This is a genomic window from Bradyrhizobium arachidis, assembly GCF_015291705.1.
Taxonomy (GTDB): Bacteria; Pseudomonadota; Alphaproteobacteria; order Rhizobiales; family Xanthobacteraceae; genus Bradyrhizobium; species Bradyrhizobium arachidis.
This window is the reverse complement of record NZ_CP030050.1, coordinates 8,435,693-8,455,952: the sequence shown is the minus strand read 5'-3', so window position 1 is coordinate 8,455,952 and position 20,260 is coordinate 8,435,693. Positions and strand designations below refer to the sequence as shown.

The following is a 20,260-nucleotide window of genomic DNA, read 5'->3' as shown; positions in this document are numbered from 1 at the left end:
CTAACCTAGGATTGGCGTTATCGACCGTTGCGGCGCGTTGCACGCCGCTTCTTGCGGGAGTCGGGCGGACTCGCCGCGGAGGCCCGCTGATCCTCCTGCAATTTGAGCGTAGCCTGCACATGTTCGGCCAGCTTCAACGCGCTATCAGCGTTTGACGCAAGCCGGGACAGCAGTTGGGCCAGCATTTTGAACTCCTCGCGCGTCAGCATTCCAAATAGCGCGTCGTTGACCGGTCGCTGCAAGGCGGCAAGACGGGTCAATAGGCTCATTCCGTGCTGGGTGAGGGCAAGCTGCACCCGCCGCCCGTCTTCGGGATGGGGGCTTTTCTCGAGCAGGCCGTCCGACACCAGTTTGTTGATCTCGTTGGTGACGAAGGCGCCGCTCAGATACAGCCGTTCGGCGACCTGATTCACGCCCATCGGTTCTTCCGCAGTCGAATTCTTGATCGCGATCAGGATCAGATACTGGGTGGGCGACAGGTCGACAAAGCCCGCAAATATTTCGCGGCAGGCTTCCAGACTGCGTCCGAACGCGAAATAGTCGTAGAGCAGCCCGCGAAGCGTGCGGTCTCCTTCCTTGTCGAGCAGCTCGGGTTTCGACGCCGTCAAGAGTGCATCGGTCACGCGGTCAATCTCCTCGCCAAATCATGGCATTGCGAGCTTGCTTAAAAAGCACGCATGCGCCCGCCCAGCAAGTAGGCTTGACATTCCTAAATAGCTTTGTCAGAAAGCTACCTGAGAATTATAAATCAGGTGCGAGGCGACGAGGCGGGAGTCCATGGAGGATCGTGCATTCAGGCGTGCTCTCGGCGAATTCGCCACCGGCGTGGCGGTGGTGACCGCGCGCGGCAAGGGCGAAGAGCTGATTGGCATGACCATGAGCTCGTTCAATTCGGTCTCGCTTGATCCGCCGCTCGTTCTCTTCAGTGTCGATCGCAAGGCGCGCAGCCTGCCCGCGATGCTGGATGCCAAGGGCTTTGCCGTGAACATCCTGGCGCGGGACCAGGAAGCCATCTCCAACCAGTTCGCGCGCGCTCTCTCGAACAAATGGGACCAGGTGAAGACGTCGGTCGGCCATGCCGAGGCGCCGCTGATCTCGGGCGCGATGGCGCATTTCGAGTGCGCGCCCTACGCCAATTATGACGGCGGCGACCACGTCATCTTCGTCGTCCGTGTCGTTCGACACGCGAGCCGCTCGGAGGCAGCCGCTCCCCTGATCTTCTTTCGCGGCCGATACCGCGATCTCATCGATGAAACCCAGCGCGAGCCGACTTGGCCGCTTCCCATTCACTACTAGTTTCGAACCGGAGAAACCGCGATGCGCAGCGCAAAGGAATATTTGTCAGGCCTGAAGGACGGCCGGACCATCTACATCAACGGCGCCTCGGTTGGCGATGTCACGACGCACCGTGCCTTCCGCAATCTCGCCAGCTCCATGGCTGGCTTGTTCGACTTCGCGAGCGCGCCCGAGAATGCGGAGCTGATGACGTTCGATACGGGGGCGGGCCGCGCCAACCGCATCTGGCAGCTGCCCTCGTCCTATGCCGAGCTCGTGACGCGGCGAAAGGCGCTCGAGGCGTGGGCCTCGCTGCATGCCGGCTTCATGGGCCGGGCCCCGGACCATGTCGCCTCCTGTATCTCCGGGCTCTACATGGGACTCGACGTCTTCCAGGCCCATGATCCCGCGCGCGCCGGCGCGCTCGAGAGCTACTACCGCTACGCCCGCGACAAGGACCTCTACCTCACCTACGTCATCATCAATCCCCAGGCGGATCGTTCGAAGGGTGCGGCCGAACAGGCCGATCCGTTCCTCACCGCCGGTGTCGTCGATCGCGACGCCGAAGGGATCACGATCCGCGGCGCCAAGATGCTCGCCACCGGAGGCGTGGTGGCCGACGAGGTCTTCGTCACGACCATCCAACCGATGCGTCCGGGCGAAGAGCGTTATGCGATGTCCTTCGCGATTCCGATGAACACGAAGGGCCTGAAGATGTTGTCGCGCAAGTCCTACGAGGATGCAGCGGGCGCCGTGTTCGACAATCCCTTGTCGAGCCGTTTCGACGAGAACGACTCGGTTCTCTATTTCGACGACGTGAAGGTTCCGTGGGACCGCGTCTTCATCGAAGGCAACGTCGAAATGTGCCAGAAGCAGTTTCACGCGACGCCTTGCCACGTCTATCAGAACTACCAGGCGATGGTGCGGTTGAGCGTGAAGCTCAAATTCCTGACCGGCCTTGCGCATCGCACCGCCGACATGAACGGCGTCACCCAGTTCCCGCAGGTACGCGAAATGCTCGGCCAGCTCGCGGCGGAGACCGGCATGGTCGACGCGCTGGTGGCGGCGATGGAGGCGAAGGGCGCGCAGGCCGGTCCCTATTTCATCCCCGACCGGCACACGCTGTATTCGGCGCAAGTGCTGACACAGCAGCTCTATGCTCATGTCATCAACACGCTTCGCGAGCTCGCCGGCGGCGGCATGATCATGCTGCCCTCGTCGGTCGCGGACTTCGACAACGCGGAGATCGCGGGCCTGATCGGCAAGACCCAGCAGTCGCCGAAGGCCAATTCGCATGACCGCGTGAAGTTCTACAAGCTTGCCTGGGATGCCGTGGGCTCCGAGTTCGGCTCTCGCCACCAGCAATACGAGATGTTCTACGCCGGCGCGACCTTCGTCACCAAGGGTCACTCCTATCGCACCTACGACTGGGCCGGCGCCGACCGTCTGGTCCAGACCATGCTCGATTCCTACGACCTCAACGGCGTCTCGACCGCCAGCAAAGCCGCCTGAATCAGGAGACAGCTCATGCCCGTCAACAAGAAGCACGACGAATTCTACACGCTCGACATGACCACCGGTTGGGAAGTGCCGGCAGGTTATCCAGCCGGCATCCAGCAGAAGATCATCTCGGGTGGCCTCGACGAGGAGAAACGCGGCGGGACGCGGACCCGGCTGCTTCGCTTCGCGCCGGGAGTCTACACCACGGCGCCGTTCTCCCACGAGTATTGGGAGGAGGTCTATCTCGTCTCGGGTGACCTGATCGTCGGCAACGATGCGAACGGCGAGGGCGGCAAGAGCTTCCCGCCGAATACCTACGCCTGCCGGCCGCCGCATGCGCCGCATGGGCCGTTCAAGTCCGTGAACGGCTGCCTGCTTCTGGAGATTCACTATTTCGATCCGGTGTGATTCCGGATCGCTGCTGCACAACATCATTCGACCGGCTTAGGGGAAGCGAAATCATGACGTTCAAAGGTGTCTCCATCGTCGTTGCGCGTTGGCTCTCGTCACTTGAGTTGCCGTTCCGGCTGGATCGAGGCTTGCCGCAGGCCAATCTTCGATTGGTGGTGGACGGTCTTGCCGGCGCGCTCGCACTCGGCGTCGTGGTCGCCTCGCCGGTCGCCGCACAGGAGAAGCCGAGCTCGTTGGGGCTCGGCATCTTCACGTTCACGTCGGGCCCCGCTGCGGCCTACGGCATGCCGGGCAAGAACGCGGCCGATCTCATGATCGACGAGATCAATGCTGCGGGCGGCATCGGGGGCGTGCCGGTCAGCGCGACCTATGTCGACGAGGCGCAGGGCGCGCAGGGCGTGATCGCGGAGTATCGGCGGCTCGCCGGGGACGCGAAGAACCAGGTCATGGTTGCCGCGTTGTCGAGCGCGAATTGCCTGGCGCTGGCGCCGCTCGCCGAGCAGCTCGAGGTTCCCACCGTGGGCTGGAACTGCGACACCCATCAGTTGCTGATCGACGGCAAGAGCAAATATGTGTTCCGCCCCAACGGCAACACGGTGCCTGAATTCATCGCCTACGCGATCTACCTGCTGGACCGCAAACCGGACGTGAAGACGATTGCGATCATCAATCCGGACTATGCGTTCGGCCATGACGCGGCCAAGATTTTCATCGCCGCGCTGAAGGCGTTGAAGCCGGACGTCGAGATCGTCGCCGAACTCTATCCGAAGCTCGGCTCGCCGAACTACCAGACCGAGATTTCCCGGCTCGCCACCGCGCGACCGGACGTCGTCTTCTCCAATCTCTGGGGCGCGGACCTCGAGAACTTCGTTCGCCAGGCTGCGCCGCGCGGTGTCTTCACGAGCAGTCAGGTGATCCTGGCACTCGGCGAGACCGTACTGCAACGCGTGCCGTTGCCCGACGGCGTGATCGTCGGCGTTCTCGGCGACGGCTGGTGGATGTCGCCGGACGCCAAGGCCAAGCCCGAGACGGTGAAGTTTGCCGACGCCTACAAGGCGCGCTTCGGCGAATATCCGGTATTCCCGTCGATCAAGATGGCCAACGCGCTGATCTACGTGAAGGCGGCCTACAACACTGCGATGCAGAAGAACGGCGGCAAATGGCCGACGCGCGCCGAGCTCGCCGACGCCATGAAGGGGAGCAAGGTCGGGACCTTGACCGGCACCGCGCAGACGCGCGCCGACAATGACGGTCTCGTCGACCAGATCGTCGGCGTCACCGCGAAGACGCCGGGGCAGCAGTTTCCCGTGATCGGCGACATGGTCCGCTACAAGGGCGACAGCCTGATGCCGCAGGCGGGCCAGGATCCGCTGGCCTGGATCGCGACGCTCAAGCCCGAGTTCGCAAAAGGTCTGCCGAAGCCTGGAAGCTACAAATAGGCCCGCGATCGCGTTTCACTCGACGCCAACAACGCAAGGCTCAGGCCGATGTTGAATGCAATCATCCCCTTGCTGCTGGACAGCCTCGCGAGCGCCGCGTTGATCTTCTTCGCGGCGGTCGGCCTGACGCTCGTCTTCAGCGTGCTGCGAGTCCTCAATGTTGCCCACGGCAGCCTCTATTCGATCGGCGGCTATGTCGCGGCCTCGATCTGCCTGTTCATCGCGAGCCGGCAGCTCAATCCTTATCTATCGTTCGCGGCGCTCCTGTTCAGCGCCGTGTGCGTTGCGGCGATCTTCGGTCCGTTGATCGAACGGGGGCTGGTCCGCTGGACCTATGGCAAGTCGGAGGCCGTGCAGATCCTGATCACGTTCGGGCTGTTCCTCATCCTGGAGGATCTGCAGCGCGTGATCTTTGGCGTGCAATCCTTCTACGAAGACGCGCCGATGCGATTGCTCGGGACCACCTCTATCGGTGGCGTCGTCTATCTCAACTACCAGATCCTCCTGGTTGGGATGGCGTTCCTCGTCGTCATCGGCCTGCGGCTCTTGATCAACCACACCCGGCTGGGGCGCCTGATCACGGCCGTGGTTACTGATCGCGAGATGGCGCAGTCGATTGGTATCGACACCAACCGGATCTTCATTCTGGCGCTCTCACTCGGCGTGTTCCTGGCAGCATTGGGCGGCGCGCTGGCGACGCCGACGTCCGGCATCGCCCCGGGGCTCGGAGCCGATACGATGGTGCTTGCTTTTGCCGTGGCGGCGATCGGCGGTCTCGGACAGATCGAGGGGGCCGCCCTGGCCTCGCTGATCGTCGGCCTGGCGCGCGTGCTCGCGATCTATCTGGCGCCGTCGCTGGATGCCGTCGCGCCCTATGCCGCGATGCTTGTCGTTCTCCTGATCCGTCCCTACGGGCTGTTCGGATCGGTGGCGGCGCGGAGGATATGATGCGAACGATCATTGCCGCCGCGGCGATCCTCGTCCTCGCGCTGTTGCCTGTGGCCGCGCCCTGGCTTCAATTCGTCCTGACTCTAGCGATCGCCAAGGGCTTTGCGGCGCTCGGCGTCGCCGTGCTGCTTCGCGCCGGGCTGATCTCGATCGGTCATGCGATGTTCTTCGCCGCGAGCGCCTATGGCGTTGCGTTCCTGGCGCGCGCCGGCATCAATGACCTTGCGCTGCTGCTGATCCTCTCGGTGTTGGCCGGGGCGCTCGTCGGCGTGGTCGCCGGATCGTTTCTCGTCCGCTATCGCGCGATCTTCTTCGCGATGTTGAATCTTGCGGTCTCCATGGTGTTCTACGCGCTGTGCGCCAAGCTGTATGGCGTCACCGGCGGCACCGACGGCATGCCTGTGCCAGTGCCGGCTGTGTTCGGCGTCGTCCTCGGCGAACCGGCGTTCAAGAACGTGCTGTTCTATCTCAGCCTGGGGCTGATGGTGCTCGTCGGCCTTGCCGTGCAGCGCTACCTGAACAGCCCGCTCGGGCATGCGCTTTCGGCCGTCCATACCAACGAGATTCGGCTCGAATATCTGGGCATCCCGGTCTGGGCGGTGCTGCTGATCGCCTATGTCGTCTCGGCGGCGCTCGCCGGCCTTGGCGGCGCGCTTGCCGGCTTTGCGATCGGTCGCGTGGTCCCCGATTTCGCGTTCTGGACCGCATCCGGTCACCTCGTTCTGATCGCCGTGCTTGGCGGTATCGGCGGTGTTCCGGGCGCGTTCATCGGCGCCTTGTTTCTGGAGTTGCTGCACAGTGGGGCTGTGACCGTCACGGATTCCTGGAATTTGATCGTGGGCATGACGCTGATCATCGTGATCATGTTCATGCCGCAAGGGATCTATGGATTGTTCACGCGCAAGGAGGCGGCGAGCCTATGACGCGTCCCATCCTGGAAGCCAGAGGTCTCCACGTCTCGTTCAACGGGGTCAAGGCTGCCGACGACGTCAGCATCGCGATCCACGAGGGCGAGTTCCTCGCGATCATCGGCCCGAACGGGGCAGGCAAGACGACTCTGCTCAACATCTGCACGGGCTATATCCGTCCGAGATCGGGCAGCGTGCTGCTCGACGGTCACGACATCACCCGCCTGTCGCCGCGCGCTATCGCGCGCCGTGGTGTCGCCCGCGCATTCCAGATCCCGCAGCTCTTCTCGGCACAGCGCGTGATCGACAACATGATGCTGGCGCTGGCGGCAACGGATGGCCTGTGGAGCGCGATCCGGCCGCTCGAGACCGCGAAGCGACGTGACGAGGCAACGGCGCTGCTCGACCTCGTCGGTCTCGCTGGCGATGCCGACCGGATCAGCAGCACGCTTCCCGAAGGCCATCGCAAGTTGCTCGACATTGCCGTTGCGCTGGCGCTGCGGCCGCGCCTCCTGCTGCTCGACGAGCCGACCAGTGGCGTAAGCGCACTCGAACGCTTCCCGCTGATGGAGGCCCTGATGGGCGCGCTGCGCCAGCGCCGCATCACCGCACTGTTCGTCGAGCACGACATGGACGTGGTCGCGCGCTACGCAAGCCGGGTCCTGGTGTGGAACGCCGGCAACATCATGGCTGAGGGGCGGCCCGACGAGGTGTTCAGCAACGCGCAAGTCCGCCGGCGCGTCGTGGGAGTTGCCTGATGCTCAGTCTCGACAAGGTCAGCGTCTCGATCGAGGGCGTCCGCGTGCTGCGCGCGGTCAGTTGCGAGATCGTCGCGCGCAAGACGACTGTGTTGATCGGCCGCAACGGTGCCGGCAAGACCACGACGCTGCGCGCGATCATGGGGCTCATCGCGCATGACGAGGGTTCGATCCGGCTCGATGCCGACGATCTCGGCCGCAGGCCTGCCCACACGCGCGCCCGTGCCGGCATCGGCTACGCGCCGGAGGACCGCCGCCTGATTCCGGAGTTGAGCGTCGAGGAGAACATCCGTCTGCCGGCGCTGGCGTTGAAGCTCGATCGTGCCGAGATCGCACGCAGGCTCGACGAAATCTATCAGCTGCTGCCCGAACTGCACGTGATGCGCGCCAGGCCCGCGGGCGGCGTGTCCGGCGGGCAGGGAAAGATGGTCGCGCTGGGCCGCGCGCTGACGGTGGCGCGCAAGGTTCTGCTGCTCGACGAACCCTTCCAGGGCCTGGCGCCGGCCCTCGCGCTGGACTATGCGCGCACGCTTGGCGAGCTGCGCAGGCATCGTCCGGACCTTTCCATGCTGATCACCGAATCCTCGCCGGCGCTGCTCGATCGGATCGCCGACACGACGCTGCAGATCGAGCGCGGTGAAATCCTGACCACATCGACCAAGAGTAGGCCCTCCCATGCTGCTGCAATTTGACCGCCTCGCAAACGACAGGACCGACCGCGTCAGCGTCGAGATCGACTCTCTCGTCATTGCCGGCTGGGCGGGCAGGGATGCCGCGGCGATCGAGCACCATATCGAGGAGCTCGCCGCGCTCGGCATTCCGCGCCCCTCGACGACGCCGCTTTATTACCGCGTCGCCGCACAAACGCTGACCCAGGATACCTGCCTCACCGTACTCGGCCCTGACAGTTCCGGCGAGGTCGAGCCCGTCATTGTCGCCATGGCTGACGGGCTCTGGGTCGGCATCGGATCTGACCATACCGATCGCAAGGCGGAGGCGTCGGGCATCGCTCTGTCGAAGCAGCTCTGTGGCAAGCTGGTCGGCTCGCGGCTCTGGTCTTATGCCGATGTCGAGGCGCATTGGGATGAAATGATGCTTCGCTCGTGGGCGACGATCGATGGCAAGCGGACGCTCTACCAGGAGAGCCCCGTTTCCTCGCTCAGGACGCCGCGCGATCTCATCCGCCGCCACACCGGTTCGGCCACCCTTCCGGCCGGCACGTTGATGTTTTGTGGGACGCCCGGTGCGATCGGTGGCATCCGGCCGGCGACGCGCTTTGAAATGGAGCTGGATGATCCCGTGCTCGGCCGCAGGTTGACGCACAGCTACGATGTCGATGTGCTGCCGGTCGTCTCCTGACTGTCGCACTCAGGTGCCGTTCTATGACAGCCACAAGCGATCGAGAAAATCCGTCTGCCGTTGCGCGGCTGGAGCAGGCAATTGCGCGGATCCAGTCGCCGCAAGCCGAGAACGTCTTCACGGCGGTGTTCGCGGATAGCGCCCGATGGGAGGCCGAGGCTGCCGACCGGCGCGCCGCGACAGGTCGCTCTCGCGGCCCGCTCGATGGCCGCATCGTTTCGGTGAAGGCGTTGTTCGACATTGCCGGCACGGTCACGAGCTCCGGATCGGCCGCGTTGCGCCGTCTGCCACCGGCTGTTGAGGACGCTGAAGCCGTGAGACGGCTGCGGGCTGCAGGTGCCATCGTCATCGGCAAGACCCAGATGACAGAATTTGCCTTCTCCGCGCTCGGCACGAACCCACATGATGGAACGGCAGGCAATCCGCGAGACCGCGAGCGCGTGCCGGGCGGCTCGTCATCAGGCGCCGTGGTGTCGGTGATCGATGGCATGGCCGACATCGCCATCGGCAGCGATACCGGCGGTTCTCTCCGAATCCCGGCCGCGTTGTCGGGCGCGGTCGGTTTCAAGCCGACCAGCGGTTTCGTGCCGACCGCCGGCGCATTCTCGCTATCCTCGAGCCTCGATACGATCGGCCCGATCGCCGCGAATGTCGCCGATTGCTTTGCGGCTGATCAGGTGCTTTCAGGTGAAGGCGCGCCATCGCGGCTGCGCCCGGCCCCTCCCGGCACGTTCCGCCTTATCGTTGCCCGCGGGCGGTTGTTTCATCGCTGCGAGCCCGACGTACTCGGCGCGTTCGAGGCCGCCATGGAGCGGCTTCGATCTGGTGGCTTGCGGATAGAGGAGGGATCGATCGAGTCTGCTCTCGATGATGTCGCGGAGATCGACAAGATCGGCACTTTTCCCTCAATCGAGGTTGGCGCGACGCTGCGCGGTCTGGGCCTGCCCGGGCTGGACGGTGTCGATCCCCGAACGCGGGTTCGCATCGAAGCCGGCGCTGGCATCCTCGGCACGGACTATGTGCGCATGGTGCGGCTGCGGCAGGCGGCGATCCGGTCCTTCGAACAGCTCTTCGGCAACAACGAGGTGTTCATCCTGCCGACGACGCCGACCCGTGCGCCGCTTCTCTCCTCCGTTGCGGAGGATGCGACATTTCACGAGCTCAACGGTCTCGTCCTGCGCAATCCACGCATCGCCAACTTGCTCGACTGCCCGTCGATTTCGCTGCCATTGCCGCTCGACGGTCTTCCCGTCGGCCTCATGCTGATCGGTCGCAGGAACGCCGACCGGCACTTGCTGGAGATCGCGGCCAGCGTAGAAACGCTGCTGCGAGGACATTTGCATACTGCATAGCCCTTTCGCGCGAAGGGCCGCCGAATCTGCGATCGCGTGGAGAGGCTGTGGCGATGCCGCCTGTGACCGGACTCAGGCGACGTGGCTTTAATCTTCACGTCCCGCTGCAACTACTTCAATTCCAGAGTCGTCAGGAGGCGTTCCGCCGCTTTCAGATCCGCCGTGTCTTGGCCTTTGAACCACGCGATCATTTGTTCCAGGAGGATCCGAGCGTCCTCGCGTCGTCCATGAGCGCTCATGAGCTTTGCCAGGTCGGCCGTGGCCCGCAGTTCGCTCGCCCGCGCGCCTTGTTGACGACTGAGTTCGAGCGAACGGTCGAAGAGCCTTTCCGCTTCCTCGACGTCAGGCTGCCGCATTGAGAGAAGAAGAACGCCTTTCACCCGCAACAACTCGGTCATATAAATGAGGTCGCCGTTCATCTCGACCAATTGGATGCCGTCATTGATCACGCTCATGGCTTCGTCAAATCGGCCGGTCGCGGCGAGCCCTTCCGTGAGCGAAAGATTGAATGGCGAAGCCATCATCCCGTACCGTGCAGCGCGAAGCTCCTGCACGCAATTCTGCAAGGTATCGACTCCGATTTGAGAATCGCCGCGGCTGATCGCCAGCAGCGCTTTGATACCACGCCCGACCAACACCTGTAGCGCCAGGGAATGGGCCCGGCCATTGGAGATATACCAATCCGTGACTTTCTCGGCAGTCTCCAGATCGCCCGTCCAGAGGAACAGCAAGACGGCGTGGATTAGAGTCAAGCTCAACGTGATCGAGTGCTTGATGTGACGGGCATCCTCAAGGATGAGGTGCGCTTGTTCGGTGGCCTGACGCGGATATCCCTGCAGGCATAGTGTGCTCGCCAAACCCATGGCGGCCGGGGCGGCAACGTCAAAGCCGAAGTAGACCTTGCTGGCGCGCTGTGCGCGTGACCGGTTTTCTATCGCTGTCTCAAATTCCGCTTGGGCGCCCCTGAGATCGCCAGTCAGGTAAAGTGAGTTCCCCAGCACGAAATGCGCCAACGCGAAGGCGGCCGGGTCGCCGAGGGCTTCGGCTACTGCCAGACTGCGCTTTGCGCATTGCAGTGTCAGCTCGCGATTGCCGCCTCGAAAGTGGAAGATGTTCAGCGCGCTGAGCAACCACATTTGATAAGTTAGATCGCCGCGAACTTCGGCGATGGAAAGGCTTCTATCCAGAGCCGCGCGCGCCTCGTTGCCGCCGCCGCGCGTGAACATCAGCGAATAGCCCAGGGCGGCCTGCAAACGCATTTCATCGGACGTTCCGCGCCTGGTGTCGTCGAGGACCAGCAGGGCCTGCTCCGACCAGCGATAGCATTCGGGCAGCATGGACGTTGCCAGCAGGACGGGCCCGGCGGCGACGGCAAGTCCGATTCCGATGTCGACTTTTTGCGAGTCGCGAGAGAATGCCCATTCCAGCGCCGTTCGCATATTGTCGATGTCTCGAACGTAACGGGGCAGATCATTGAGGTCCACGGATGGGCCCGCGGCGGCCAGTGCAAACAGATCGCGATAGAACTCAGCGTGCCGACGAGCAACCTGTTCGCCCTCACCACTCTCGGCCAGCTTGTCGAGCGCATAGGCCCGAATTGTCTCGAGCAGTCGCCAGCGGCCGAACGATGCCGATGCATCCAGGGATACGAGCGACTTGGCCACCAGGCTTGCGATCCCCTCGGCAACCATGGTGGCCGTCACGCCGAGATCGCCCATGACCGCGGTCGCCGCTTCGAGCGTGAACCCGCCGGCGCAAATTGCCAGCCGACTCAACAGGGCCCGTTCGGCCTCTGGCAGCAATTCGTAGCTCCAATCCAGCGCCGCACGCAGGGTCTGGTGTCTCGGCAGAGCCGTTCGGCGGCCGGCTGTCAGTAGACTGAAGCGATCATCTAGAAGGTCAGTCGTCTGTTGAAGTCCCAGCGTCGCGACTCGCGCCGCCGCAAACTCTATGGCGAGCGGAATGCCGTCGAGGTGCCGGCAGATCGCGGCAATGAATGGCAGGTTTCCAGGGCCCGCCGACGAGCCGGCATCGAGGGCGATCAGTCTGGCATTGAACAGCTGAATTGCGCTGTACCCGCGAATGACATCCTCGTCGTCCTGGCGCAAAGGTGGCACGTCGAGCGGTGGAACGCGATAGGCGTACTCGCCCTCGATTCTCAGGATTTCCCGGCTCGTCGCGAGCACGGACACATTCGGGCATAGACGGACGATCGTTTCCGCAAGCTTCGCTGCGGCATTGATGAGGTGGTCGCAATTGTCGAGCACGAGCAGCAGCCTCTCTCTGTCGAGAGCCCGGGCTACGGATTCGGCGGAAATCACGCTGCCCGCGAGCCTCAGTCCCAGCGCGACGGAAACCGCGGCCGGCACGAGTGCCGGGTCCGACAGCGAGGCCAGCTCGACGATCCAGCAATCGCCCTCAAGCGCCGGAAAGATGCTGCGCGCAACCTCGAGAGCGAGTACGCTTTTTCCGATTCCGCCTGGCCCGGTCAGCGTGACGACACGATAAGCCGACAGGACATCCAGCAGATGCTGGCGCGGTTCGCTTCGGCCGATCAGAGCCGATGCTGCAATCGGCACATTGGATCGAAATGGCGGTTTCGGGTTGCGTTCAGCGTTATCGAACCGATGTTCCGGCTCGGGCGCCTCCAGCACGTTCCAGCGTCCCAGCAGGCGATAGCCACGGCCGGCGACCGTCTTCAGCAGGCCGCGGTCGGCGCCAAACGCCTTTCGGATGGCCGAAATATGAAATTGGAGGGTGTTTTCCTCCACGACCGCGCCGGGCCATACGCGCTCCATCAGGTGGTACTTGCTGACGAGCTTGCCGCCCGATCGAGCCAGAATTTCGAGGATCTCGAATGCACGGCTCCCAATCGGCACGGAGGCACCTCGGGACCGCAACTCGCGCCGGGCCAGATCGACTTCCCATCCATTCGACGCGTGAACGGCCTTTGGGCTTTGCTCCGTCAAGTCGGCGACCCCAGTAGATCGAGTAATCCTCAGAACTTCTCAGCACACGCTCAGGGAATTCACGCGCGAAACGAGCTTAAACTTTGCGCGTGGCGGTGAGCATCGGACGGTCGAACAAGTCGTCAACACAGCGCGGAACTCGCTCGAAGTGCTCTGGATACGCGCTCGACCGTCGGAACGGCAGAGGTAACACATGCGACGCACCCTTCTTTTTTCAGCAATCCTTCTTGGAGTGACGGTTATGACGCAAACGACACAAGCCGCAACACCAGATCCCGCAACCGATCCTCGCATCGCCCCGCAGGTTCGTGCGTTTCTGAAAGAAATCAACAAGGACTCAAGTCCTTTCTGGGAGCTTCCTCAACCGAAGCCGCAGGACATCTTGACCGGCCTGCAGAATAAGACCCCGGTCGACATGTCGGGGGTGAGGACGACCGAGCAGACCATCACCCAGGATGGTCAAACCGTGAAAATCTACATCATGAAGCCCGAGCAGATCTCCGGTAAACCGGGTGTGCTGCTGTTTATTCATGGTGGCGTCTGGATTGTCGGAAATTTCCAGAACCACCAGCGCCTTTTGCGGGACCTGGTCGTCGGCTCGGGCCAGATCGGCGTGTTCGTTGAATACACCTCCTTGCCCGAGGCGCGGTTTCCCACCCAGCTCAATCAATCCTATGCTGTGTTGAAGTGGGTGGCGAGCCATGCCGAAGAGTTTGGCGCGGATGGCAGCCGGATCGCGGTGGCCGGCAATTCGGTCGGCGGCAACATGACCGCAGCGCTGACGCTCATGGCCAGGGACCGCGGCGGCCCCAAGATCAGTCACCAGGTGCTGATGATCCCGGCGACCGACGCCAGCGTGGACACTCAGTCCTACCATGAATTCGGCACCGGTCGGTTCTTGGCCCGCGCCTTCATGAAGTATGGCTGGGACTTGTACGCACCGGACGCCGCATCGCGCGACAACCCTTATGTTTCGCCATTGCGCGCCAGCCTTGAACAACTGCGCGGGCTTCCGCCGGCGCTGGTCATCACATCGGAGAACGATCCGCTGCGCGACGAAGGCGAAGCTTACGCCCGTAAGCTCAAGGAGGCCGGGGTTTCAGTGATCGCTACCCGCTACAACGGTATGATCCACGACTTCGTCTTGCTAAATGGCATTCTGACCGATCCCGAGCCGGAGGCTGCGATCCGTCAGATGTCAGCTGAGATCAAGGCTCAGCTCGCGCGTTAGTCCCGATCAGTGAGGAGGGGCGACGTGGTCGCTCCCTCCTGGCTGTTGACCCGTGAGTGGCAACGAGAAACGTCTTTGGTGCGGTGACCAATAATCGGTGAAATGAAAGTCTCTGCTCATAATGATTAATTCCACTGGTGGGCCCGGCAGGACTCGAACCTGCAACCAGACCGTTATGAGCGGCGGGATAGCGATTGGCTTCGTTGATTTTGCTAACTTTTTGTTTGAATTTGGTCGCGTTCGTTACGCTTCGGTTGGGTCGTTTCTGGTGCGAAACTGGTGCGGTAACGCCTGCTTATGCGAGCCGAGCCTGATATCCGAAAGGTCTCCATCGAAGGACTCTCAACGATGATCATCGATCGACTTTACCCTCTCAAGGCTGAAACAGGGGTTCGATTCCCCTAGGGAGCGCCAATGATTTCAACGACTTAAAGCTTACCTCGAAAAGTCGTCGAATATCCGTTGAATAAGCGCCGACGAACGTTGGCGAACTCCGCCACACAAATTCTGTGGTCCCATCACCTAGCTCTCTCTGTCTTAGTTGATACCTAACGTGACGCGCGAAGCGGATGGGACGCCACTATACCTCGGTTGCGCTTGGCGCGAGACGGACGCCGAAAGCGCTGTTGGCAAGCTCGTAGCCTACGCACTTATGTGCGTACTTCGCACGTCTGAATAGGAAGCGCTTGTTCTTTTCCTGGGCACCAAATAACTCAAGCAGAAAGCGTCGGTGTTCAGCTCCGCGTGTCAAAAGACAAACATCGGCCCGCTCATCTCCGAGTATCGCAAAATGAACCTTCGCCGGATCTAACGCATCAAATGCTGTTTGGAGTTCGGCTTCTTCACGATCCATGCGCCTTGCAGCTGCTCGGCTGAATTCCGTGGCAGAAAGGTCGTCGTCCTAAGAACGAGATAGACAAGGTAGAAAACGCCGCAGGATACTGGATCTGATCGCTACATGGCTCCAGCTAGTGGCTGGCATACGGCAAGGCTGCTAGGTGGTAGTCAGGCGCTTAAGGTTGGCCGCGATCACACCGGTGAGTTCCGCGGTTGGCATTGAACGTAAGCGCGCGAGTTCTTCGACGGTCATGGCTACGTCGCCTGAACGGGCATCGCGGCCGTCTATTTTGGCAAACGGACCGTCCGTCTCGGTTAGGAGCCGATCTAGAGGCAGCGACATCACCGTCGATCGGTGTCGCTCGTTGCGCAGCATTTCGCGGTTGATCGAGAAGTACATCCCTAGCTTGGCCGCGCGGGCTGCGTCGGATTTGCTTCCCGTAAACCAGTGGAGGACCGGTACTCCACGTGTTGGAGGAAGCAACGCTTCGATCATGTCGATGACTACTTTTGCGGCCCTTACGCTGTGGATCGTCAGAATCTTCCCGCCTTGGTCGGCGCAATCGCGGAGGACGGTTTCAAAAACCTTTCTCTGACTTTCGAATGAAGCATAGAAGGCTGGTCCCGCGTCGAGGCCGACTTCGCCGACGTAACGGGCTCGTGCCAGGTATTCCCGCCAGATGGGAAGTTCATGCGCGCGTTCTTTCACCAATTGGGGGTGGAGACCGAGCGCTGCACGGACGTACTTGGTCGGGGCGGCAAGTTCTTGATTACGTGGCCACGCACGTGGCGTGGTCGTCACCGCAAGCGTGAATATCTTCAGGCGTTCACTCTCGGCGACAGCGGCAGCGTGATTGCGATAGAGATCGAGATGGCAGTGGAAGTCGACGAGATTGGAAATCACGAGGTCCTCAAGAGGGACGAGTTCGAACGCCGGCCAACAGCGACCCGACTTCTTCAAGGCCGCGTTTGTAGACCGCGGCCAGTTCGCGGAGTGCCGCGGGATTGTCGTTCAATGGACCCGGTTTGTGAATGAGGAATTTTTCGACGCCGGGGCGCGCGGTCAACCGGTCAAAAGCATATTGGAAGGAGCGAATTTGCTCGCCAGCCGCCGTCAGGGGATCCCACTCCTGCGCCCGAAGGTCGGGGACGGTGTAGGTCGTCTTGTCCTTGATGGATGCGACCGATGCCCGCCGTATCAGGCATGGCAGGCAATAGCCGCAATGCTGGGTCGGGTATCCCTGCCATCGTCCCTTCGTCGGTGACGCGCATGACAGCGTCTCGGGTACGAGCTCTTCCAATAGCTTTGGATTACTACAACCGCGGACCATCTCACCCTTGGTCTTGTTCCAATATGGGTTCTCGATCCGTCCTTGAATGCCCAAGATGCCGAGCAGCTCATTCCAGCGAGCGATGTAGAACGGGTGGGTCGTTCGGGTGCTCAAGGCGCCAAGACGGAGGGTGTCGAGTGGAACATTGAGAGCGATGAGCCCGTTCTCGGGCGCATGCATCACGAAATTGGTGCGCAAGCCGGTACCGGCGAAGACACCGAGCGCGAAGAAAAGAAAGGATCGGCCGCGCGTGCTGTCCTCGGACCCGACGTTTCGAACGAGCTGTTTCGGGAACGCCATCCAGGTACGGAGCCGCTCGAAAGGAAGCGACTTGTATTGCTTCTTCAGGCGATCGAAGCAGTCATCTTGCGCCTTGCTGACAGCAGGCTCGCCTGCATGACTGACGAGCAGCGGGATGCGCTTGGCCTCGAGTTGATCTATGGCCCCGATCAAGCTGTCCAGTCCGCCTGAGAAGAGGCTCACACCCGTGAACGGCGGCACGATTAGGTCGGCTTGCGGGACGATTTGCGCGAAGCTCGACGGGCGCGGCCGAAATTGAATCGTCCAGCGATCGCCTGTGAGGAAACTCAGCATGCGTTGCAGGACCGGGACGGCGGCATTCCAGCGCGTGACGTCGCTTACGGGGACGACGACGCGGATTTCGCGCGTCCAAGCATCCTGAGATTCAGTTGCGCGGGAGATGCGCGTATCCGCAGCATGAATCTGCGCGGCGAGGACTGCGAGATCCAGTGCGACCTCGCTCGGGAAGACATGCTTTGCCTTCAGATCCGTGAGCGCCGCGCCAATCCCGAAATCGAGGACTTTGTCGTAGGCCACGAGATCGAAACGTGTCGGTTTCTCACCCAGCTCGGCGGCCGCCAGATTTGCCCGATCTCCCGGACCAAAATGCCCTTGGATGAGATGCCGGGTCATCGTTCGCTCTCCGCATCGCCAAGTGTTTGCAGGAAGTCGTAGGCAGCTTCATAGACGGCATCGACGTGTTGGAGGGCTTGCTGCGGTGTCAGAGCGCTAGCCGTCGGGCGGGCCGCACCCAATGCATCGCTCACGGCGCGTTGCACGAAATCATACAATTGCGCCTGAACCCGTTCGACGGCGGCGGTGTCTGTCGGCAGTTTGATGCTGTTGTTGCCGATGTCGTTGCAGATGCGCGCCTCGATGGCATGGGCGGCGAACATCTCAAAAACAGTCTGCATCTGATCCGGTGTCAAGGCGTTAAAATCGGTGATGCCTTGGTCCGCGAGATCGGCGATCGTGTCGATGAAAGCGTCACGCGCGATTCCTTCATCGACGGAGCCGCCGGGTGGACAGATATATTCGGCGAGCCCGAGGAAGACATCTTCGATGGGGCGGCCCGCGAGTGCCTGAAGATTCAAGGCGCGTAACGCCTCGACCGGACCGCGCGCTTGTGCGTCGGCGAGGAATGAGTAGAGACGCGCGCCAGCTTGTCGCGATGACCCCATGCGACGGGCGGCTTGGCGCGCGCCCCCGGCTGCAGTCGACACGTAACCTGAAACGGCGCGACCGAGAGCCGCGCGATCGGTCCCACCCGAGCGCGCAAATCTGGAAAAATTGGTGCGTGGTGCCGTGAAACGTGATGGCATCGGCGCCTGCTGCGGTGGTACGTTCGGTACGGTCAGCGGCAGCGCGGGCAGTGCTCCCGGTGCGGCCCCCGGCGCGGCAGCGGGAGCTGGCGCGGGTATGACCGGTGCAGTTGCTGCCGCCGGATCGTTCAGCCAGCTCGGCACGAGGGGCGAGCCGTTGCCTGCGCCGCCATAGGAACCGGAAGTCCCCATCAGGCGCTCCGGCTCTTCATCTTGCGCGCTGCGATAGCTGCATTAGCCAAGGGCGATTTCTTCCCGCTGGTCGCCCACTCTTCGATGAGATTGGTGAGCCGCGTGGCCGCTGCCTGATCGGTCACCACACCTTGCCATCCCGACACGGGCCAGGCGCCGCACCGCTCGACGGGAAGCGCGCCGAGGAAGTCGAGCAGGTTTGTCTGAAGCACGGGATGGGTCTTGACAAGGACGCTGAGCCCATCGATCCCGAGCGGGGCGGTCATGAACGAGTCCTCGCCCATGATCCGGCTGCGCAGCGCCTCGAAGACTTGGGCCGCTTCCGGCTCTTTCAGAAGCTTCAGGTCGGCATCGAGGCTCTGGACGGCCAGTTTCGGTCCGAGCAGCTTTTCGACCACGCCAGCGAGATGGCCGAGCGCTGACGCCGCGCCGAAATAATCCTTCCGGTCCTTGGTCACGAACAGATAGGGACGCAGATCGACGTTGGCCAACGGAGGAGGAACCTGCGACCAAGCCTTGATCTGCGGTGACGCGAGCCATTCGGTGACGAGGGCGCTTTCTGCCACATCGCCGCTTTCCTTGGCCTTGCCTACCTTCGTATCGGCCGTAGCTTTCTCGCCGGTCGCTGCCTCCAGCGCGACGAGGTCGTCGCAATAGCCTTTCGGGTGAGCGGCGGCGGCGAATGCGATCTGATCGAAAAGGCGCGGGATGAAGCGCTCCGCGAGCATCAATCGGGCAAGCACCGGCAGCTTGACGTCATTGCCGTAGCCACGGGCGGTGGCGGTTTGCTGCCGTAGCAGCAGGGTGTTGAGAAAGCGTTTGATCTGGCGCGGATTGCCCTTGGCACCGCTGGCGAGGATAGGTCCGATCTGGTCACTTAGCGTGACCGCGTTCTGGACGGCAGGCTTTACGTCGCCGAGCGCGGCCTTGATGGCGGCAAAATCGAGCGGCGCGCTTTCCCAGGGGCGTTTTAACCGCTCGCGCGCTACCGCGATCAGCTTTGCGTATTGTTCATCGGCTTCGCCCAGTTCCGCGCCGATCAGGAGCAGCGTCACGTAGATGCGGGTCTCGGTCTCGCCGAGCGCCGGGATACGAAAGGGAATCTGGATCAGCTTCTCGAGATAGTTGCGCGCGTAATCGCGAGGCCCAGTGGTTTCCGGCAATTCGGGGAAATGCTTACGGACCGAATACTCGATCATCGCTTCGTCGGCCGCGACGACGAAGGCGGTTCCGGAAGTGAAGACGAACAAGCGGATGGCTTCGAGCGTCTCGATCGCGGTATCGGGCAGGCAGCGATCGAGATCGTCGACGAGGACGACGAGCTGCTTGATCCCGGCATCCTTCAGCAGTTTGTCGAACGCTTTACGGAACTCGGCGATCTCCTCGGGGACATTCTTCGCTTCTGCGGGCTTGATGACGGATTTCACGCCCTCGATAGCCGCGGAAATGTTTTCCTTCGTTGCCAGTTTGGCGGGATCGGCGAGGATGTGCTGAAGACCGTTGGTGATGGCCGAGATCTGATCGGGTGTCGGCATGCCGGTAAAGGCAGTGAACGCAAGGCCGCCGGCATGCTTGGCTACTTTCAGCCAATCGATCCGCGCGAACAGGTCCTTGACCCCTTCCGTGGCGCGCGTGAGCACAGGACGTTTTTCGAGAAGGCCTGTGACGACGCCTTCGATCAACGCGATCTTGGCATCCTCGAAGCCCTGGAAGCGCCAGCTGTTGAACTTGAGACACAACACATCGCCGCTGCCGCCGAGCCCGGCCTCGATCATCTCGAGGATGCTGGATTTACCCGCGCCCCAGTCGCCATGAACCCCAACGGTTACGGGATGTGCGCGTTGCGCCTGCAGCAACGCGATGATCGTCGCCGCGATGGCCTCGTTGTTGAGCAGGTCTATCCGCGTCTCATTGTCGGGAAGGATCATCCTTGGCCCTGAAAAAATGGTCAAAGGGAAATATGGAGTCCCGCTCTTCTGTCGAATGAAGAGGCGGCGCCTTCTCATGGAGGCTGAAAGCCAAAGCCGACGCAACGAGAAGATGCTACATGGCGAGGAAGTGAGCCATAAGTAATTGGTATAATAGCATTAATTGGTGGTCTGGGTGGCGATACGATCTGACTCCCGCG

General features: G+C 62.2%; 18 protein-coding genes. 11 read left to right on the top strand and 7 right to left on the bottom strand.

Annotated features, from left to right (window positions below):
* Positions 1–17: 17 nt before the first annotated feature.
* Positions 18–623 (bottom strand): MarR family winged helix-turn-helix transcriptional regulator, encoded by a 606-nt coding sequence (locus WN72_RS39885; RefSeq protein ID WP_027562634.1) that lies wholly within the window; start codon positions 621–623, stop codon positions 18–20.
* A gap of 154 nt (positions 624–777) precedes the next feature.
* On the opposite strand from WN72_RS39885, the gene WN72_RS39880 reads away from it, so the two are divergent.
* Genes WN72_RS39880 through WN72_RS39835 form a run of 10 tightly spaced genes read left to right on the top strand, consistent with a single transcriptional unit; the run spans position 778 to position 9,950 of the window.
* Positions 778–1,296: a flavin reductase family protein gene (locus tag WN72_RS39880; RefSeq protein WP_027562635.1), complete on the top strand. Its 519-nt coding sequence runs from the start codon at positions 778–780 to the stop codon at positions 1,294–1,296.
* Positions 1,297–1,317: 21 nt separating this feature from the next.
* Positions 1,318–2,787, top strand: coding sequence for a 4-hydroxyphenylacetate 3-hydroxylase family protein (locus WN72_RS39875; RefSeq protein WP_092217667.1), 1,470 nt, complete (start codon positions 1,318–1,320; stop codon positions 2,785–2,787).
* Positions 2,788–2,802: 15 nt separating this feature from the next.
* Entirely contained in the window at positions 2,803–3,183 is a 381-nt protein-coding gene (locus tag WN72_RS39870; RefSeq protein ID WP_027562637.1) for a cupin domain-containing protein, read from the top strand.
* 53 nt (positions 3,184–3,236) lie between these two features.
* The gene (locus WN72_RS39865) at positions 3,237–4,625 is read left to right on the top strand and encodes an ABC transporter substrate-binding protein (RefSeq protein WP_244553840.1); all 1,389 of its coding nucleotides are present in this window, start codon (positions 3,237–3,239) and stop codon (positions 4,623–4,625) included.
* Between the two features lie 48 nt (positions 4,626–4,673).
* Complete coding sequence (locus tag WN72_RS39860; protein WP_092217668.1) at positions 4,674–5,573, top strand: branched-chain amino acid ABC transporter permease; 900 nt, start codon at positions 4,674–4,676, stop codon at positions 5,571–5,573.
* Positions 5,573–6,496, top strand: a complete 924-nt coding sequence (locus WN72_RS39855) for a branched-chain amino acid ABC transporter permease (RefSeq protein WP_092217706.1) — start codon at positions 5,573–5,575, stop codon at positions 6,494–6,496. The genes WN72_RS39860 and WN72_RS39855 overlap by 1 nt, the downstream gene beginning before the upstream one ends.
* Complete coding sequence (locus WN72_RS39850) at positions 6,493–7,239, top strand: ABC transporter ATP-binding protein (RefSeq protein ID WP_092217669.1); 747 nt, start codon at positions 6,493–6,495, stop codon at positions 7,237–7,239. Before WN72_RS39855 ends, WN72_RS39850 begins: the two co-directional genes overlap by 4 nt.
* Positions 7,239–7,931: an ABC transporter ATP-binding protein gene (locus WN72_RS39845; protein WP_027562642.1), complete on the top strand. Its 693-nt coding sequence runs from the start codon at positions 7,239–7,241 to the stop codon at positions 7,929–7,931. The genes WN72_RS39850 and WN72_RS39845 overlap by 1 nt, the downstream gene beginning before the upstream one ends.
* On the top strand, positions 7,915–8,598 hold the full coding sequence (locus WN72_RS39840; RefSeq protein WP_092217670.1) for a DUF2848 domain-containing protein: 684 nt from the start codon (positions 7,915–7,917) through the stop codon (positions 8,596–8,598). Before WN72_RS39845 ends, WN72_RS39840 begins: the two co-directional genes overlap by 17 nt.
* A gap of 23 nt (positions 8,599–8,621) precedes the next feature.
* Positions 8,622–9,950 carry an amidase family protein gene (locus WN72_RS39835; protein ID WP_092217672.1) on the top strand — a complete coding sequence of 443 codons (1,329 nt, stop codon included), beginning with the start codon at positions 8,622–8,624 and terminating at the stop codon, positions 9,948–9,950.
* Between the two features lie 110 nt (positions 9,951–10,060).
* Here WN72_RS39835 and WN72_RS39830 read toward each other — a convergent pair whose 3' ends face one another.
* Complete coding sequence (locus WN72_RS39830; RefSeq protein WP_167380985.1) at positions 10,061–12,919, bottom strand: ATP-binding protein; 2,859 nt, start codon at positions 12,917–12,919, stop codon at positions 10,061–10,063.
* A gap of 193 nt (positions 12,920–13,112) precedes the next feature.
* Here WN72_RS39830 and WN72_RS39825 point away from each other — a divergent pair, with 193 nt between their 5' ends.
* Positions 13,113–14,150 carry an alpha/beta hydrolase gene (locus WN72_RS39825; RefSeq protein ID WP_208617504.1) on the top strand — a complete coding sequence of 346 codons (1,038 nt, stop codon included), beginning with the start codon at positions 13,113–13,115 and terminating at the stop codon, positions 14,148–14,150.
* Between the two features lie 580 nt (positions 14,151–14,730).
* Here WN72_RS39825 and WN72_RS39820 read toward each other — a convergent pair.
* The 5 genes from WN72_RS39820 to qatA form a co-directional block, all read right to left on the bottom strand.
* Positions 14,731–15,003, bottom strand: coding sequence for a hypothetical protein (locus WN72_RS39820; protein WP_143130691.1), 273 nt, complete (start codon positions 15,001–15,003; stop codon positions 14,731–14,733).
* A gap of 141 nt (positions 15,004–15,144) precedes the next feature.
* Complete coding sequence (gene qatD, locus WN72_RS39815) at positions 15,145–15,891, bottom strand: Qat anti-phage system TatD family nuclease QatD (protein ID WP_092217680.1); 747 nt, start codon at positions 15,889–15,891, stop codon at positions 15,145–15,147.
* A gap of 7 nt (positions 15,892–15,898) precedes the next feature.
* Positions 15,899–17,251 carry a Qat anti-phage system QueC-like protein QatC gene (gene qatC / locus WN72_RS39810; RefSeq protein WP_092217681.1) on the bottom strand — a complete coding sequence of 451 codons (1,353 nt, stop codon included), beginning with the start codon at positions 17,249–17,251 and terminating at the stop codon, positions 15,899–15,901.
* The gene (qatB, locus tag WN72_RS39805; RefSeq protein ID WP_092217683.1) at positions 17,248–18,132 is read right to left on the bottom strand and encodes a Qat anti-phage system associated protein QatB; all 885 of its coding nucleotides are present in this window, start codon (positions 18,130–18,132) and stop codon (positions 17,248–17,250) included. The genes qatC and qatB overlap by 4 nt, the downstream gene beginning before the upstream one ends.
* The gene (gene qatA, locus WN72_RS39800) at positions 18,132–20,060 is read right to left on the bottom strand and encodes a Qat anti-phage system ATPase QatA (protein WP_092217685.1); all 1,929 of its coding nucleotides are present in this window, start codon (positions 20,058–20,060) and stop codon (positions 18,132–18,134) included. Before qatA ends, qatB begins: the two co-directional genes overlap by 1 nt.
* Positions 20,061–20,260: the final 200 nt, after the last annotated feature.